This window comes from Bradyrhizobium sp. LjRoot220, assembly GCF_964252915.1.
Classification (GTDB): domain Bacteria; phylum Pseudomonadota; class Alphaproteobacteria; order Rhizobiales; family Xanthobacteraceae; genus Bradyrhizobium.
On record NZ_CAXUPS020000001.1, the window covers coordinates 1,198,094 to 1,214,385 of the forward strand.

At 64.2% G+C, this 16,292-nt stretch carries 14 protein-coding genes; 10 read left to right on the forward strand and 4 right to left on the reverse strand.

What is annotated here, in order from left to right; all coding sequences use genetic code 11:
* The first annotated feature begins 71 nt into the window (after positions 1-71).
* From ACSQ84_RS05030 to ACSQ84_RS05065, 8 genes are all read left to right on the forward strand, one after another.
* Positions 72-1,568: a CoA-acylating methylmalonate-semialdehyde dehydrogenase gene (locus tag ACSQ84_RS05030; RefSeq protein ID WP_436210512.1), complete on the forward strand. Its 1,497-nt coding sequence runs from the start codon at positions 72-74 to the stop codon at positions 1,566-1,568.
* A gap of 217 nt (positions 1,569-1,785) precedes the next feature.
* A complete protein-coding gene (locus ACSQ84_RS05035) occupies positions 1,786-2,928 on the forward strand; it encodes an isobutyryl-CoA dehydrogenase (RefSeq protein WP_436210513.1) in 1,143 nt (380 codons plus the stop codon).
* Positions 2,928-3,998, forward strand: a complete 1,071-nt coding sequence (locus ACSQ84_RS05040; protein ID WP_436210514.1) for an enoyl-CoA hydratase/isomerase family protein — start codon at positions 2,928-2,930, stop codon at positions 3,996-3,998. Before ACSQ84_RS05035 ends, ACSQ84_RS05040 begins: the two co-directional genes overlap by 1 nt.
* A 33-nt stretch (positions 3,999-4,031) precedes the next feature.
* A complete protein-coding gene (gene mmsB, locus ACSQ84_RS05045; RefSeq protein WP_436210515.1) occupies positions 4,032-4,922 on the forward strand; it encodes a 3-hydroxyisobutyrate dehydrogenase in 891 nt (296 codons plus the stop codon).
* Between the two features lie 135 nt (positions 4,923-5,057).
* Positions 5,058-6,791, forward strand: coding sequence for an AMP-binding protein (locus ACSQ84_RS05050; RefSeq protein WP_436210516.1), 1,734 nt, complete (start codon positions 5,058-5,060; stop codon positions 6,789-6,791).
* A 3-nt stretch (positions 6,792-6,794) separates the two neighbouring features.
* Entirely contained in the window at positions 6,795-7,274 is a 480-nt protein-coding gene (locus ACSQ84_RS05055) for a MaoC family dehydratase (protein ID WP_436210517.1), read from the forward strand.
* A 126-nt stretch (positions 7,275-7,400) separates the two neighbouring features.
* Positions 7,401-8,318: an SDR family NAD(P)-dependent oxidoreductase gene (locus ACSQ84_RS05060; RefSeq protein ID WP_436210518.1), complete on the forward strand. Its 918-nt coding sequence runs from the start codon at positions 7,401-7,403 to the stop codon at positions 8,316-8,318.
* Positions 8,319-8,469: 151 nt separating this feature from the next.
* On the forward strand, positions 8,470-9,702 hold the full coding sequence (locus ACSQ84_RS05065) for an NAD(P)/FAD-dependent oxidoreductase (RefSeq protein WP_436210519.1): 1,233 nt from the start codon (positions 8,470-8,472) through the stop codon (positions 9,700-9,702).
* A 117-nt stretch (positions 9,703-9,819) separates the two neighbouring features.
* Here ACSQ84_RS05065 and ACSQ84_RS05070 read toward each other — a convergent pair whose 3' ends face one another.
* The 3 genes from ACSQ84_RS05070 to ACSQ84_RS05080 form a co-directional block, all read right to left on the reverse strand.
* Entirely contained in the window at positions 9,820-10,902 is a 1,083-nt protein-coding gene (locus tag ACSQ84_RS05070; protein WP_436210520.1) for a D-TA family PLP-dependent enzyme, read from the reverse strand.
* Between the two features lie 97 nt (positions 10,903-10,999).
* Positions 11,000-12,811: an ABC-F family ATP-binding cassette domain-containing protein gene (locus tag ACSQ84_RS05075; RefSeq protein ID WP_436210521.1), complete on the reverse strand. Its 1,812-nt coding sequence runs from the start codon at positions 12,809-12,811 to the stop codon at positions 11,000-11,002.
* 8 nt (positions 12,812-12,819) lie between these two features.
* Entirely contained in the window at positions 12,820-13,305 is a 486-nt protein-coding gene (locus tag ACSQ84_RS05080; protein WP_436210522.1) for a YaiI/YqxD family protein, read from the reverse strand.
* A gap of 175 nt (positions 13,306-13,480) precedes the next feature.
* On the opposite strand from ACSQ84_RS05080, the gene ACSQ84_RS05085 reads away from it, so the two are divergent.
* The gene (locus ACSQ84_RS05085) at positions 13,481-14,281 is read left to right on the forward strand and encodes a hypothetical protein (protein WP_436210523.1); all 801 of its coding nucleotides are present in this window, start codon (positions 13,481-13,483) and stop codon (positions 14,279-14,281) included.
* Between the two features lie 2 nt (positions 14,282-14,283).
* Positions 14,284-14,892: a 2-hydroxychromene-2-carboxylate isomerase gene (locus ACSQ84_RS05090; RefSeq protein ID WP_436210524.1), complete on the forward strand. Its 609-nt coding sequence runs from the start codon at positions 14,284-14,286 to the stop codon at positions 14,890-14,892.
* A gap of 10 nt (positions 14,893-14,902) precedes the next feature.
* On the opposite strand, the gene ACSQ84_RS05095 is transcribed toward ACSQ84_RS05090, so the two are convergent.
* Entirely contained in the window at positions 14,903-16,291 is a 1,389-nt protein-coding gene (locus ACSQ84_RS05095) for an FAD-binding oxidoreductase (RefSeq protein ID WP_436210525.1), read from the reverse strand.
* Position 16,292 lies beyond the last annotated feature (1 nt).

The following is a 16,292-nucleotide window of genomic DNA, read 5'->3' on the forward strand; positions in this document are numbered from 1 at the left end:
ACTTGTATCCTAGGAAATGCGGGTCAAAAAGGTCTCAAAGCGATCCAACCGGCCCCCAAGGGAGAAGATTCATGCGTTCCATCGGACATTTCATCGGCGGCAAAGAGGTCAAGGGCACGTCGGGCCGGACGGCCGACGTATTCGAGCCGATGACCGGCGACGTCCAGGCCAAAGTGGCGCTGGCCTCCAGGGCCGAGGTTCGCGCCGCCGTCGAGAACGCCATCGCGGCGCAGGTCGAATGGGCCAACACCAATCCGCAGCGCCGCGCGCGCGTGATGATGAAGTTCGTCGAACTGGTTCAGCGTGATTACGACAAACTCGCTGATTGCCTTGCGCGTGAGCATGGCAAAACCGTTCCCGACGCCAAGGGCGATATCCAGCGCGGACTCGAAGTCGCCGAATTCGCTTGCGGCGTTCCGCATCTGATGAAGGGCGAATACACCGAAGGCGCCGGCCCCGGCATCGACATCTACTCGATGCGGCAACCCCTGGGAGTGGTCGCCGGCATCACGCCGTTCAATTTCCCGGCGATGATCCCGATGTGGAAGTTCGCCCCCGCGATCGCCTGCGGCAACGCATTCATCCTGAAGCCCTCGGAGCGCGATCCCGGTGTGCCGATGATGCTGGCCGCCCTGATGATCGAGGCGGGACTTCCGCCCGGCGTGCTCAACGTCGTCAACGGTGACAAGGAAGCGGTCGACGCCATCCTCGACGATCCCGATATCAAGGCGATCGGCTTTGTCGGCTCGACGCCGATTGCGCAGTACATCTACGAGCGCGCCGCGCAGACCGGCAAGCGTTGCCAGTGTTTTGGCGGCGCCAAGAACCACGCCATCGTCATGCCGGACGCCGACATGGACCAGACCGTCGACGCGCTGATCGGCGCCGGCTACGGCTCGGCGGGCGAGCGCTGCATGGCGATTTCGGTCGCGGTGCCGGTCGGCAAGACCGCCGCCGACCGCCTGATGGAAAAGCTGATCCCGCGCGTGGAGTCGCTCAAGATCGGCACCTCGGTCGATCCGTCCGCCGATTTCGGCCCGCTGGTGACGCGCGAAGCGGTCGAGAAGGTGAAGAGCTACATCGATATCGGCGTCAAGGAAGGCGCGACGCTCGCGGTCGACGGCCGTGGCTTCAAGATGCAGGGCTACGAGAACGGATTCTATCTCGGCGGTTCGCTGTTCGACAACGTCACCAAGGACATGCGGATCTACAAGGAAGAGATTTTTGGCCCGGTGCTGTCGGTGGTGCGCGCCCACGATTACAAGGAGGCGCTGGCGCTGCCGTCGGACCATGATTACGGCAACGGCGTTGCGATCTTCACCCGCGACGGCGACGCCGCGCGCGATTTCGCCGCCAAGGTCAATGTCGGCATGGTCGGCATCAACGTGCCGATCCCGGTGCCGATCGCCTATTACACTTTCGGCGGCTGGAAGAAGTCCGGCTTCGGCGACCTCAACCAGCACGGCCCGGATTCGATCCGCTTCTATACCAAGACCAAGACCGTCACCTCGCGCTGGCCGTCGGGTGTGAAGGAGGGCGCGGAGTTCTCGATTCCGACGATGAACTGACGCACATGGTCTCAAATGGATCGATTCCACCCACAGACCTCATCCTGAGGAGTGCGCTCTTGCGCGCGTCTCGAAGGATGGCGGCTTGCGTGGTCGTTCCCCGGGGCCATCCTTCGAGACGCATCGCTACGCGATGCTCCTCAGGATGAGGTTGAGAAATGGTATCGATATGATGCGAAACGATGGAAACGCTGCACTCGGTAGGCACTGAACCCTGATGCATTTCGCTCTCAACGAGGACCAGATTGCGGTTCGCGAGATGGCGCGGGAATTCGCCGCGGAAAAAATCGCGCCGCATGCGATCCGCTGGGACGAGGAAAAGCATTTTCCCGTCGACGTGATGCGCGAGGCGGCGACGCTCGGCATCGGCGGGGTCTATATTCGCGACGACGTCGGCGGCTCGGCGCTGACGCGGTTTGACGCCGCCTTGATCTTCGAAGCGCTGGCGCAGGGCTGCCCCACTGTGTCGGCGTTCATCTCGATCCACAACATGGCGTCCTGGATGATCGATGCCTATGGCAACGACACCCAGCGCCAGAAATGGCTGCCGAAGCTTTGCACCATGGAGCTGTTGGCGAGTTATTGCCTGACCGAGCCGGGCTCCGGATCGGACGCAGCCGCGCTGCGCACCCGCGCGGTGCGCGACGGCGATTTTTATGTGCTCAACGGCCAGAAGCAGTTCATTTCAGGCGCCGGCAAGGGCGATCTCTATGTGGTGATGGTGCGCACCGGCGGCGATGGCCCCGGCGGCATCTCGACGCTGGTGATCGAGGGCGATACGCCGGGCCTCTCGTTCGGCGCTAATGAACGCAAGATGGGCTGGAACGCGCAGCCGACCCGCGCCGTGATCTTTGAAAACGCCCGCGTGCCCATTGAAAATCGCCTCGGCGACGAGGGCATCGGCTTCAAGATCGCGATGGCCGGGCTCGACGGCGGCCGCATCAACATCGCGGCGTGCTCGCTCGGTGGCGCGCAGAACGCGCTGGATAAATCGCTCGCCTACATGAAGGAGCGCAAAGCCTTCGGCAAGCGCCTCGATGAATTCCAGGCGCTGCAGTTTCGCCTTGCTGACATGGCGACCGAACTGGAGGCGGCGCGGACGTTTGTCTGGCGCGCCGCCGCCGCGCTCGACCGCAAGGACGCGGATGCGACCATGCTGTGCGCGATGGCCAAGCGCTTTGGCACCGATGTCGGTTTCGAGGTCGCCAACCAGGCGCTCCAACTGCATGGCGGCTACGGCTATCTCAGCGAATACGGCATCGAAAAGATCGTGCGCGATCTGCGCGTGCACCAGATCCTCGAAGGGACCAACGAGATCATGCGGCTGATCGTGTCGCGAAAACTGATCGAGGGCGCGTGATGACATCGGCGGATTCCGAGGGCGACCTGATTGCACGGCGCGAGGGTTCTTGCGGCGTGATCCGCCTCAACCGGCCCAAGGCGATCAATGCCGTGACGCTGGAGATGTTTCGCGACGTCGACAAGGCGCTCGATCAGTTTGAGGCTGATCCCGACGTTGCCGTGATCCTGCTGGAGGGCGCGGGCGAGCGCGGCCTGTGCGCTGGCGGCGATATCCGCGCGCTCTGGGAGAGCTCAAAAGTCCGCGGCGATCTCGGCAAAATCCTGTGGCGGGAGGAATACATCCTCAACGCCCGCATCAAGAAATTCCCAAAACCCTATGTCGCCTTCATGGACGGCATCGTGATGGGTGGCGGCGTCGGGCTGTCCGCGCACAGCAGCCATCGCGTGGTAACCGAACGTACAAAACTCGCGATGCCCGAAGTCGGGCTCGGCTTCTTTCCGGACGTCGGCGGCACCTGGCTGCTGTCGCATGCGCCAGGCGAGATCGGCACCTATTTTGGATTGACCGGCCAGACCATGAATGGTCCTGACGCGATCCATGCGCGCTTTGCGGATGCGGTGGTGCCGTCTGGCAAACTGGCAGCGCTGCGCGAGGCGCTGACCAAGGTTGGCGCGGGCGCGACCTCGGCCGAGATCAAAACCTTGATCGAGGGCTTTGCGACCGGCGAGACCGCAGGGCCCGTCGCCGCGATGCAGGAAAAGATCGATAACTGGTTCGCGCACGACCGAATGGAAGACATCGTCGCCAGCCTGCAGCGCGACGGGTCGGAAGTCGCGCTGGCAACGTTGAAGACACTGAACGAAAAATCGCCGCGCGGCATGGTGGTCACGCTGAAGCTGTTGCGGCTGGCGCGGGAATCGTCCTCGCTGGAGGAGTGCCTGGTCCGGGAATATCGCGCCGCGCTGGAGGTGTTTGCCAGCGACGATTTCCGCGAGGGCGTGCGCGCCGCCGTGATCGACAAAGACAGAAGTCCAAAATGGTCGCCGCCGCGGATCGAGGACGTGACGCCGGCGATGCTGGCGCCTTACTTCGCCGAAATCGGCGCCGACGAACTCAAGTTTAACTGAACAAACAAGAACGACTTACGCGGAGGATTCGAGATGGCAAATATCGCATTCATTGGCCTCGGCAATATGGGTGGGCCGATGGCAGCCAATCTGGTCAAGGCCGGCCACAAGGTCATCGCCTTTGATCTGGTCGAGGCGTCGAAGAACCAGGCCAGGAGCGACGGCGCCACGATCGCCGAGAGTGCGGCCGCTGCGGTCAAGGGCGCCGACACCGTCATCACCATGCTGCCCGCCGGCAAGCACGTGATTTCAGTCTGGACCGATGTGGTTCCGGCGATGGCCAAGGGCGCACTGATCATCGACTGCTCCACCATCGACGTCGAAAGCGCCAAGGCAGCGCATGCGCTGGCGGCCAAGCACGGCATGGCCTCGGTGGATGCGCCGGTGTCCGGCGGCACCGGCGGCGCCAAGGGCGCGACGCTCACCTTCATGTGCGGCGGCGAGGACAAGGCGTTCGCCGCGGCGAAACCCGTGCTGGAAAACATGGGCAAGAAGATCGTGCACTGCGGCGGCGCCGGCGCGGGGCAGGCGGCCAAGATCTGCAACAACATGATCTTGGGCATTTCCATGATCGGGGTCGGCGAGGCGTTTGCGCTGGCCGAAAAGCTCGGTCTGTCCCATCAGGCGCTGTTCGACGTCGCCTCGACCTCATCAGGGCAATGCTGGGCGCTGACCTCCTATTGTCCGGTGCCGGGCCCGGTTCCGACCTCGCCGGCCAATAACGGCTACAAGCCGGGTTTTGCCTCCAACCTGATGGTGAAAGATCTCACCCTGGCGCAGGATGCCGCCAATGCCGCGGGGGCCGTGACGCCTCTGGGCAAGCACGCGCAGGAGATCTACAAGGCGTTCGACGCCGCCGGCCACGGCGGGGTGGATTTTTCCGGGATTATCCAGCACGTTCGTGGATTGACTGGCAAATCATAGCGTCATCCTGAGGTGCGAGCCCTTGCGAGCCTCGAAGGATGACTGGTGCAGTGCTTGCGGCCCATCCTTCGAGGCCGCGCAAGCGCGGCACCTCAGGATGACGGTTGTGGGTGTTGCTAGACCGTAAGGCTTAACATGACGAGTTTCCAGGACGCGCGAGCCTTTCTGCTCAAGCACCGCACCGACTACGACGCCGCCGTAAAAGGATTCCGCTGGCCGGACCCGATTCCCTTTAACTGGGCGCTGGACTGGTTCGACGCCGAACTCGCCGGCAATGCCGACAGCAAAGACCGCGCGGCGCTGTGGATCGTCGATGCCGGCAGCGACAAGGAGACAAAGCTCTCCTTTGCCGCACTGTCGCGCCGTTCCAACCAGGTCGCCAACTTCCTGCGCGCGCAGGGGCTGAAGCGCGGCGATCATTTGCTGCTGCTGCTCGGCAATGTCGTGCCGCTATGGGAGACCATGCTGGCGGCGATGAAACTCGGCGTCATCGTGATTCCCGCGACCACGCTGCTCACGCCCGATGAGTTGCGCGACCGGCTCGACCGCGGCCGCGCCAAGGTGGTGGTGGCCTCGCAGGATCAGGTTGCGAAATTCGCAAGCCTTGGTGCTGGGGGTTTGGTGCGGATCGTGGTCGGTGCAACCGCGGAGCATGAGGGCTGGCTGCCGTTCGAAGAGGCGGCGAGTGCGTCGGAAGCCTTTGCCCCGGACGGTCCGACCAACGCCGACGATCCGATGCTGCTGTATTTCACCTCGGGCACCACGGCAAAGCCAAAATTGGTGCGGCACAGCCAGCGCAGTTATCCCGTCGGCGCGTTGTCGACGATGTTCTGGCTCGGGCTGCAGCCCGGCGACGTGCACCTGAATATTTCCTCGCCGGGCTGGGCCAAGCACGCCTGGAGCTGCCTGTTCGCGCCCTGGAATGCCGGCGCCACCGTGTTCGTGGTCAACCAGCCACGCTTCGACGCCAAGGCGCTGCTGGCGACCATCGGGCGCTGCGGCGTGACGACGTTGTGCGCGCCGCCGACTGTGTGGCGGCTGTTCATCCAGGAGAAGCTCGCGGACTTCAAGGTCTCCTTGCGCGAAGTCTGCGGCGCCGGCGAGCCGCTCAACCCCGAAGTGATCGATCAGGTCCGCGCCGCTTGGGGCCTGACCATCCGCGACGGCTACGGCCAGACCGAGACCACCGCGCTCGCCGGCAATTCGCCGGGCCAGAAAGTCAAAATCGGATCGATGGGCCGGCCGCTGCCTGGCTATCGCGTGCAGATCACCGACAGTGACGGCCACGTCACCAAGGAGGGCGAGGTCACGCTGGTGCTTGGCGCCGACCGGCCGGCGGGCCTGATGCAGGGTTATCAGGGCGAAGACGGCAAACTGAGCGGCGCCGACGGCGATCTCTATCGCAGCGGCGACGTCGTGTTCGCCGATGACGAGGGATACCTTACGTTCGTCGGCCGATCCGACGACGTGTTCAAATCGTCCGACTATCGCATCAGCCCGTTCGAGCTGGAGAGTGTGCTGCTGGAGCATGAATCGGTGGCCGAAGCCGCCGTGGTTCCCAGTCCTGATCCAATCAGGCTCGCGATTCCGAAGGCCTATGTGTTGCTGGTCGCGGGCGTCGAGCGCTCGCCGGAAACCGCATTGTCGATCTTCAACCATCTGCACACCCGGCTCGCGCCGTTCAAGCGCATCCGCCGCATCGAGCTCGTCACCGAACTACCGAAAACCATCTCGGGAAAAATCCGCCGCGTGCAGTTGCGCCGGCTGGAGCACGACAATAATCGCAGCGATGCGCTGCGCGGAACGGAATTCCGCGAAGAACAGTTTCCGGAACTGCAGAAGGTGCGGACCGCCGGATCGGAGAGTTAGCGAATGAATGAAGTCTGGAAGAAACCGCCGGTGTCGTTCGAGGCCTACCAGGCGATGGTCGGCAAGGAGATCGGCGTGTCATCATGGCATCTGGTCGATCAGAACCGCATCAACGTCTATGCCGATGTGATCGAGGACCACCAGTTCATCCATGTCGATCCCGAGCGCGCCAAGAAGGAAACCGCGTTCGGCACCACCGTGGCGCACGGCTTTCTGACGATGTCGCTGCTGTCGATCATGTCCTATGAGGTGATGCCGGTCATCGAGGGCACCACGATGGGCGTGAATTACGGGTTCGACCGGCTCCGTTTCATGTCGCCGGTGCGCGCGGGCTCGCGCGTCCGCGGCCGTTTCACGCTGCTGGAGGCAATTTTGCGCAAACCGAAGGAACTGCAGTCGCGCACGAATGTCACGGTCGAGATCGAGGGTGAAGCAAAGCCCGCCTTGGTCGCCAACTGGCTCGGCTTGATCTATTTCGCTTAATACCTCCGTCGTCATGGCCGGGCTTGTCCCGGCCATCCACGTCTTGCTATGCAGCAGCGAACAAGACGTGGATGCCCGGCACAAGGCCGGGCATGACGAGAAAACTCACATCCGGGAATCTTACGCATGACAATCAGGTTTGACGGACGCATCGCTATCGTCACCGGCGCGGGCAATGGGCTGGGACGGGCACATGCGCTGGGGCTGGCCAGCCGCGGCGCCAAGGTGGTGGTCAATGATTTCGGCGGCGCGCGCGACGGCACCGGTGGTTCGCTGACGCCGGCCGAAGCTGTGGTCGAGGAAATCCGCAAAGCTGGCGGCACCGCGATGGCCGATGGCGCCGACGTCTCGAAGTTCGGACAAGTCACGGCGATGGTCGAGCGGGCAACGAAAGAGTGGGGCAGCGTCGATCTGCTGTGCGCCAATGCCGGCATTCTTCGCGACAAGTCGTTCGCAAAAATGGACGTCGCCGACTTTGCCAAAGTACTCGATGTCCATCTCGTCGGTACGTTCTACTGCTGCAAGGCGGTGTGGGATGGCATGCGCGAGCGCAACTATGGGCGCATCGTGCTGACCACCTCGTCGTCGGGCCTGTTCGGCAATTTCGGCCAGGCCAATTATGGCGCGGCCAAAGCCGGTATGATCGGCCTGATGAACGTGCTGGCCGAGGAGGGCCGCAAGAACAACATTCGCGTCAACACCATCTCGCCAACCGCGGCGACGCGGATGACCGAAGAACTGCTGCCGCCGCAGGCGCTGGCGCTGATGCGCCCCGAGGCGATTACGCCGGCGGTGGAATTCTTGCTCAGCGAGGACGCCCCGACGCGCACCATCATGGGAGCCGGCGCCGGCTCGTTCGCGGTGATCAAGGTCGTGGAAACCGAAGGCATCAACCTGCCGCAGTCCGACTGGACGCCGGACGCGATCGCGGCAAACTTTGCCGCGATCGGCGACATGTCGACCGCCAAGGCGCTGCAGGGGGCGTTCGAGCAAACGCAGAAGTATGTGGGGCAGGCCGCGGCGCGGGCGGGGATCAAGCTGTAGTCGTCGCGCATCACATCTAGTTCCGTCATGGCCGGGCTTGACCCGGCCATCCACGTCTTTAGGACCACATCGAAAGCAAGTCGTGGATGCCCGGGACAAGCCCGGGCATGACGGCTGTTCTTGTGGTGCGTGATCCGGCCTACATTGCGAAATGTCTTCGACTCACACCCACGTCGCCATCATCGGCGCCGGCCCCGCCGGCCTGATGGCCGCGGAAGTACTCGCGCAAGGCGGTGCTGCCGTCACCGTCTATGACGCGATGCCATCCGCCGGCCGCAAGTTGCTGATGGCCGGGCGGGGCGGACTCAATCTGACGCACAGCGAACCGCTGCCGGCGTTTCTCGCACGATACGCCGAAGCAATGCCGAACCTGAATGCGGCGATCGACGCCTTCCCGCCGCAAGCGCTGCGCGACTGGAGCGAGGCGCTGGGGCAACCGACCTTCGTCGGCTCCAGCGGCCGCGTCTTTCCGAAAGCATTCAAGGCCTCACCACTGCTGCGGGCATGGCTGCGGCGGCTGAACGGGCTCGGCGTGCAACTCGCACTGCGCCATCGCTGGACCGGTTGGCACGAGAATGGTCGCCTCCAGTTTCAAACACCCGACGGCCAACGCGAGATCGACGCCAGTGCAACGGTGCTCGCGCTCGGTGGCGCAAGCTGGCCGCGACTCGGCTCCGACGGCGCCTGGGCGGAAACACTCGCCGCCAGGGGCGTGAAGATATCCGAGCTCCGCCCGGCCAATTCCGGTTTCACTGTTCCCTGGTCCGGTATTTTTCGGGATCGGTTCGAAGGCCAGCCGCTCAAGGGCGTCGCGCTGACGTTCGGTGCACGCACCGTTCGCGGCGAAGCGATCGTTACCCGCACGGGCATCGAAGGCGGCGCGATCTATGCGCTGTCGGCGGATTTGCGCGAAGCGATCCTCAGCAAGGGGCAGGCGACGCTGCACGTCGGGGTACGGCCTGATCTAGCCATCGAGGAATTGACCGCGCGGCTGTCGGCGCCAAAGGGGAAACAGTCGTTCTCCAGTTTCCTGCGCAAGGCCGCGCATCTCTCGCCCGTTGCGATCGGACTGCTGCAGGAGGCGGCGAAAACATCCGGTGTGTCGTTGGCGTCGTTGTCGCCAGCAGATCTTGCGCGTTTGATCAACGCCGTACCGATCCAGTTGACCGGAGTCGCACCGATCGCGCGCGCGATCTCGACCGCGGGCGGTATCGCCTTCGATGAACTTGACGCCAATTTCATGATCCGCCGCTTACCGGGCGTGTTTGCCGCCGGCGAAATGCTGGATTGGGAAGCCCCGACCGGCGGCTATCTGCTGCAGGCGTCGTTCGCGACGGGGGCTGCCGCGGGCAGGGGGGTGCTGAAGTGGTTGGGAGCCGAATGAACGCCGTCGCCCTTCGAGGCCTCCGCTGCGCTACGGCATCTCAGGTGACGGCTACTAGAGAGAGCGTCATCCTGAGGTGCGAGCGCTTGCGAGCCTCGAAGGGTGCGCGGGCGCCGATTACCTTAACTTCCCCCGTGCCGCCACCGGCAGCGTTCCCAATATTTCCTCGCCGCGCACCATTACTACTTCGTCCATCATGTTGACGACGACGCAGACATGGTTGGGCACGATGCGCACGACATCGCCGACGCTCGGGCGGGTGTTGCTGCGGGTGAGGTCGAGAAAACCATGTTCCTCGGCAAAGCGCGCGATCTTGGCTTCGGGATGCTCCAGGATCAGGCCGTGGCCTTCCAGCCCGCCGCCGGTATCCGAGGTCAGCGTCTTGGAGCCGGCGTCGAGAATGCCGCGGTCCGGGCCGGCGCGGCTGACGACCGTCGAATAGATGCTGAGCGCGCAATCGTCCCAGCCGGCGACGCCGGCGGCGACCTGCATGCGGTCGTTATAGATGTAGGTGCCGGGCCGATGTTCGGTGGCGCCCTTGAGCTTGCCGAGATTCTTCATGTTCGGCGAACCGCCGGTGGAGACCATCGTGGCGTCGAGGCCGTGGGCGCGGACGCCGGCCAGCGCTTCATCGAAAAACCTCTGTGCTTCCACCCAGCCGGTCTCAGTCGGGTACAGCATGAAGCCCGCGAATTTCAGCCCCTTGGAGCCCGCGATCTCGCGCGCGAGTGCGATCGCCTCGGCCGGGGTTTCGACACCTGCGCGCTTGCGCCCGGTATCGCATTCGACCACCACGGAAAGCGGACGTCCTGACGCCGCAGCTGCCTGCGGCAGACCTGCCACGACAACAGAATTATCGCAGGCGACCGTCATGTGGGCCTTGCCCTGCAGCGCGCCGAGCCGCGCCATCTTTTCCTCGCCGATCAGATTGTAGCTGATCAGGATGTCGTCGATGCCGGCGTCCGCCATCACTTCGGCTTCGCCAAGCTTCTGGCAGGTGATGCCCTTGGCGCCGGCCTTGATCTGCATGGTCGCCAGCAGCGGGCTCTTGTGGGTTTTTATGTGCGGTCGGTTGGCGACCCCTGCGGCATCGCAGGCCGCCTGGATCCGCGCAATGTTGCGCTCGACCCGGTCCATGTCGATGACGGCGGCCGGGGTGCCGTATTCACGGGCGATCTTGGCGGCGAGGGGTGTGGTCATCAGATTCCTCAGTCGTAGGAATGGGTAGAGGGAAGCGAAACCCATCAAACAGTATCCACGGGGCACGATGGGTTTCGCCGCGCTCTACCCATCCGCATTACGCCTGCTCAATCTCTTCCCGCAGAACTTCAAGCTCAAGCCACTTGTCTTCGGCTTCCTGCAATTCCTTCTGCGCCTTTGTAAGCGCATCGGAGGCGGAATCAAACTTCTTGCGGTTCTTCTTGTAGAGATCGGGGTCGTCGAGGATACGCTGCTGCTTGGCAATCTCGGCCTGCAGTTTCGCCATGGCCTTGGGCAGCGTTTCCAGCGCGTGCTTCTCGTTGAAATTGAGCCGCCGTTTTGGTCCGGTCGAAGCCGCGCCAGCGGCAGCCCTCGATTCCCGTTTCTCTTCGGCGACCTTGACTGCCTCACGCTTCAAATCCGCGCCGCGCTGCGCCAGCATGTCGGTGTAACCGCCGGCATATTCGACCCAGCGTCCGTCGCCTTCGGGCGCGATCACCGAGGTCACGACGCGATCGAGGAAATCGCGGTCATGGCTGATCAGGATCACGGTGCCTTCGTAATCGCCGAGCATTTCCTCGAGCACGTCGAGGGTTTCGAGATCGAGGTCGTTGGTCGGCTCGTCCAGTACCAGCAGGTTGGACGCCTTCGCCAATGAGCGCGCCAGCATCAGCCGCCCCCGCTCGCCGCCGGACAGCACTTCGAGCGGCGTGCGCATCTGCTCCTGCGCGAACAGAAAATCCTTCATGTAGCTGACGACATGCTTCGGCTTGCCGCCGATCATGACGTGGTCGCTGCCGCCGCCGGTCAGGGCATCGGCCAGCGTCGATTTTGGGTCGAGGCTTTCGCGGTGCTGGTCCAGCGTCGCCATCTCGATATTGGCGCCGAGGCGGAGGTTGCCGCTATCGGGCGGGCTGCCGCCGGTGAGCATGTCGATCAGCGTGGTCTTGCCGGCGCCGTTCGGACCGACGATGCCGATGCGGTCGCCGCGCTGGACCCGGATCGAGAACCCGTCGACGATCTTGCGGTCGCCAAACGATTTGCTGATGTTCTTGGCTTCGATGACGAGCTTGCCGGACTTGTCCGCTTCGGCGGCGGCGAGGCTGGCATTGCCAGTGGCGCCGCGATAGGTGCGCCGCTGGTCGCGCAGCGCATGCAGATTGCCGAGCCGCTTGACGTTGCGCTTGCGCCGGCCGGAGACGCCATAGCGCAGCCAGTGCTCCTCGTTGACGATCTTGCGGTCGAGCTTGTGCTGGTCGCGCTCTTCCTCGGCCAACACTTCGTCGCGCCAGGCCTCGAAGGCGGAAAAGCCGCGGTCGATCTGCTTGATCTGGCCGCGGTCGAGCCAGGCGGTGGAGCGCGACAGGTTGGAGAGGAAGCGGCGGTCATGGCTGATGATGACCAGCGCGCAGCGGCGGCTTTCCAGTTCGCCTTCCAGCCATTCGATGGTGGTGAGATCGAGATGGTTGGTCGGCTCGTCCAGCAGGAGGATGTCGGGCTCGGGCGCCAGCACCCGCGCCAGCGCCGCACGGCGCGCTTCGCCGCCCGAGACGTGCGCAGGGTCTTCCTCGCCGCTTAAGCCGAGTTGCTCGATGAGATAGCGGGCCTGATAATGGTCGTCGCCCGGGTTGAGGCCGGCTTCGACATAGGCCAGCGTGGTCTTGTGCTCGCCGAAATCAGGCTCCTGCGGCAGATAGCGGATGGTGGCGCCGGGCTGCACGAAGCGGCTGCCGCTGTCGGGCTCGACCAGGCCCGCGGCGATTTTCAGCAGCGTCGATTTGCCGGAGCCGTTGCGGCCGATCAGGCAGACGCGCTCGGCCGACGACACGGACAGTTCGACGCCGGACAATAGCGGCGTGCCGCCAAAGGTCAGTGCGATATCCTTCAACTGGATCAGCGGCGGCGCCATCGGTCAGCTCAATTCTGGTTCGGCGCAGGCGCTTGGGCCCGCTGACGCTGGATGCGCCGGATGGTCTGGTCGAGCGCGGAGAGAAACGCCGAGCGGTCGCGCGGCGCAAACGATCGTGGGCCACCGGTGACTTCACCGGACGAGCGCAGATCGGTCATCAGGTTGCGCACCGCCAGGGTCATGCCGATCGACTGTTCGGTGAACGGCTTGCCGTTCGGCGCGATCACATCGGCGCCTGATTTCACGCAGCGGCTGGCCAGCGGAATATCCGAGGTGATGACGATGTCGCCCTTGCCGGCGTGTTCCGCGATCCAGTCGTCGGCGGCATCCATCCCGGCGCCGGCGGCGATGCGCTCGATCAGCGGATCCTGCGGCACGCGGATGAAACTGCCCGCGACCACGCTGACCGGCAGGCCATGCCGGCTCGCGACCTTGTAGATCTCGTCCTTGACCGGGCAGGCGTCGGCGTCGACATAAATGCGGGGTGGGTTCAAGTCAGGCACTTCAGGTCAGTTCATCGGGCTGGATTCGGTCAGGTCGTCTCGTCCGCGCGTGGTACTCCATGGGGCGGAAAAATGCGAGGGAAACAGGCCGGGGAACACGCTTGCCACGGCACTTTCTTTGCGTACGATAATGCCCGGAAACAACAAGAAACCAGAGGAAACGGGCATGACAAGCCGCATCGGGCCGTATCGGGTCTCGGCCTACAACACGTCCAAGCATTCCGAGAACAAAATGCACGATGACACCGTGGCCAAGCGCTATGGTTTCAGCGGCGGTCTGGTGCCCGGTGTCGACATCATGGCCTACATGATGCACCTGCCGGTCGCCAAATGGGGCCGGGCCTTTCTCGAGCGCGGACTGATCGAGGCGCGTTTCGTCAAGCCGGTCTATGACGGCGAGCAGGCCGATGTCATCGGCGAAGAAGCCGGCGGCGTGCTTGCGATCCAGGTTGAGAGCCGGGGAGAGCTTTGCGCGTCAGGCACGGCATCGCTGCCACCGGCAGCGCCGCAATTTTCGCTTTCCGACTTTGTCGAGGTCGCAGCGGTAGGCGAGCGCAAGCCGGTGGACGCAACGTCGTATGCCCAGGGTAAATGGCTCGGCGCGGTGCCGCGCCGCTGGGCGGCGGACGCGGCACAAGGATATCTGGCGGATATCCGTGAAACCGAGACGATCTACGCCAGCGAAGGGCTCGGCCATCCCGGCCTGCTGCCGCGGGTGATGAACAAGGTGCTGGTCGACAACGCCATCATGGGCCCCTGGATTCATGTCGGGATAACGATGCAGCTAGTGTCCGCGGCCCGCATCGGCGATGAGTTGACCGCGCGTGCGCGGGTCGTCGGCAATTACGACAAGAAGGGGCACCGGTTCGTCGAGCTCGACGCGCTGGTGGTCGCCAACGGCAAGACGCCGCTGGCGCATTGCCATCACACCGCGATCTACCAGCCGCGTGAACAGGCGGCGGCATAATCATGGCCCTTTCCATCGACTATTATCTGTCGCTCAACTCGCCCTGGACCTACATGGGCAGCGGCCCGTTCGCCGAGATCGCACGCCGCTACGGCGCAACGGTGAACGTCAAGCCGGCCAAGTTCGGCCCCATTTTCGAGCAAACCGGCGGGCTGCCGCTGCCAAAGCGCTCGCCGCAGCGGCAGGCCTACCGGATGATGGAACTCAGGCGCTGGCGCGAGGTGCGGGGACTGCCGCTCAATGTCGAGCCCAAATATTTTCCGAGCGATGATGCGGCCGCAACGCGCCTCGTGATCGCGGCCAAATTGCAAGGCAAGGACGCCCACAAATTGTCACTGGAACTGGGCCGCGCAATCTGGGAGCGCGAGGAATCGTTTGCCGACCCGGCCGTCATGGCATCGGCAGCGCAACGCGCCGGCCTCGACGCCGCCGCGCTGCGGGCCGGCGGCCCATCGGACGCGGAGCTCGATGCGCTGTACGAGCAGTATACGCAAGATGCCCTGAAGGCCGGCGTGTTCGGCGCGCCGAGCTACGTATTGCCCTCGGGCGAGATTTTCTGGGGCCAGGACCGGCTGGAGCTTCTGGACCGTGCCCTGAAGCTCGCCGCATAACCGGCGCGCTTCACATCTCGAAGACGCGCCCGGGATTGAGGATGTGATGCGGATCGAGCGCGCGCTTCAGCGTGCGCATGGTTTCGATCTCCTCTGCGGTACGGCTGAGCTTGAGATACGGCCGCCGGGAGATGCCGATGCCGTGCTCGGCCGAGATCGAACCGCCGAACTCGCTGGTGAGGCCGAAGACCAGCTTCTTCATCTCCTCATGCTTGTCGGCCGGCGGCGAGTATTTGGTGTTGACGTGCAGATTGCCGTCGCCGACGTGCCCGAGCACGACGGTGAAGGCGTCCTTGTCGATCGCCTTGATCGCCTTTGCGACGGCTTCCGTAAACGGTTCCATCTGGTCGATGGCGAGGCTAATGTCGAAGCCGACGGTGGGCGCGGTCGCGCGGCTTAGTTCCACGCTGGAATCGCGCACCCGCCAGATCGCTGCACTGGCCGCGCCTGAACTGGCGATGATCGCATCGAGGATGATGCCTTCACCTAGCGCTTCTTCAAGCAGTTTTTCGACGTCGTTGCGAAGGCGCTCGGCATCGCTGCCCGAGGATTCCATCAACAGGTAGAACGGATGGTTGGTCGGCAGCGGCGCCGCGACGCCTCTTACCAGCTGGGTCACAAGGCGATAGTAGCTGTTCCACATCACCTCGAAGGCGGTGAGTTCGCCGCCAAGCCGCTTGCGCGACAGGTCGAGCAGCGCCCGCACCTTGTCGAAACTCGCAAGCGCGCATAGCACCACCTGCTGCTCGGCCGGCGCCGGAAAAATCCGCAACGCGGCGCGCGTCACCACGCCGAGCGTGCCTTCGGTGCCGATGAACAATTGCTTGAGGTCGGTGCCGGTGTTGTTCTTGATGTATTTGCGCACGCCCTTGAGCACGGTGCCGTCGGCGAGAACAGCTTCGAGCCCGAGCACGAGATCGCGCGTCATGCCGTAGCGGATCACCCGATTGCCGCCGGCATTGGTCGAGATGTTGCCGCCGATCGTGCAGCTGCCGCGGGCGCCGAGATCGAGTGGGTACATGTAGCCGTGCTCCGCGACGCGCTCCTGGACGCGCTGCAGCGGCACGGCGGCCTGGGCGATGACGACCCCGCCGCCGGTATCGACCTCTTCGATCGCGTTCATGCGCTCCATCGACAGCACGATTTCGCCCGCCATCGGCATGGTGGCGCCGACCAGCCCGGTCATGCCGCCCTGGGTCGTGACCGCGACGCGCGCCCGGTGGCACATCGCCAGAAACCGCGAGACGTCCTCGGTTGAGCGCGGCCGCATCACCGCGAGCGGCGGCGCGACGGCAACGCCGGCGATGTCGGTGTAATAGCGCGCATCGATATCGGTGCCGGTCAGGATCGTCGTGGCGTCGAACGCTGCCTGCAGTTCACCGATGATGGCTGGTTGCATC

Excerpts from the sequence above, each read along its gene's own strand:
- ACSQ84_RS05075 (WP_436210521.1), bottom strand. The coding sequence starts at position 12,811 with ATGGCGCCGCCGCTGATCCAGTTGAAGGATATCGCACTGACCTTTGGC.
- ACSQ84_RS05030 (WP_436210512.1), top strand. The coding sequence starts at position 72 with ATGCGTTCCATCGGACATTTCATCGGCGGCAAAGAGGTCAAGGGCACG.
- ACSQ84_RS05090 (WP_436210524.1), top strand. The coding sequence starts at position 14,284 with ATGGCCCTTTCCATCGACTATTATCTGTCGCTCAACTCGCCCTGGACC.
- ACSQ84_RS05050 (WP_436210516.1), top strand. The coding sequence starts at position 5,058 with ATGACGAGTTTCCAGGACGCGCGAGCCTTTCTGCTCAAGCACCGCACC.
- ACSQ84_RS05040 (WP_436210514.1), top strand. The coding sequence starts at position 2,928 with ATGACATCGGCGGATTCCGAGGGCGACCTGATTGCACGGCGCGAGGGT.
- ACSQ84_RS05095 (WP_436210525.1), bottom strand. The coding sequence starts at position 16,291 with ATGCAACCAGCCATCATCGGTGAACTGCAGGCAGCGTTCGACGCCACG.
- ACSQ84_RS05085 (WP_436210523.1), top strand. The coding sequence starts at position 13,481 with ATGACAAGCCGCATCGGGCCGTATCGGGTCTCGGCCTACAACACGTCC.
- ACSQ84_RS05065 (WP_436210519.1), top strand. The coding sequence starts at position 8,470 with ATGTCTTCGACTCACACCCACGTCGCCATCATCGGCGCCGGCCCCGCC.
- ACSQ84_RS05055 (WP_436210517.1), top strand. The coding sequence starts at position 6,795 with ATGAATGAAGTCTGGAAGAAACCGCCGGTGTCGTTCGAGGCCTACCAG.
- ACSQ84_RS05035 (WP_436210513.1), top strand. The coding sequence starts at position 1,786 with ATGCATTTCGCTCTCAACGAGGACCAGATTGCGGTTCGCGAGATGGCG.
- mmsB (WP_436210515.1), top strand. The coding sequence starts at position 4,032 with ATGGCAAATATCGCATTCATTGGCCTCGGCAATATGGGTGGGCCGATG.
- ACSQ84_RS05070 (WP_436210520.1), bottom strand. The coding sequence starts at position 10,902 with ATGACCACACCCCTCGCCGCCAAGATCGCCCGTGAATACGGCACCCCG.
- ACSQ84_RS05060 (WP_436210518.1), top strand. The coding sequence starts at position 7,401 with ATGACAATCAGGTTTGACGGACGCATCGCTATCGTCACCGGCGCGGGC.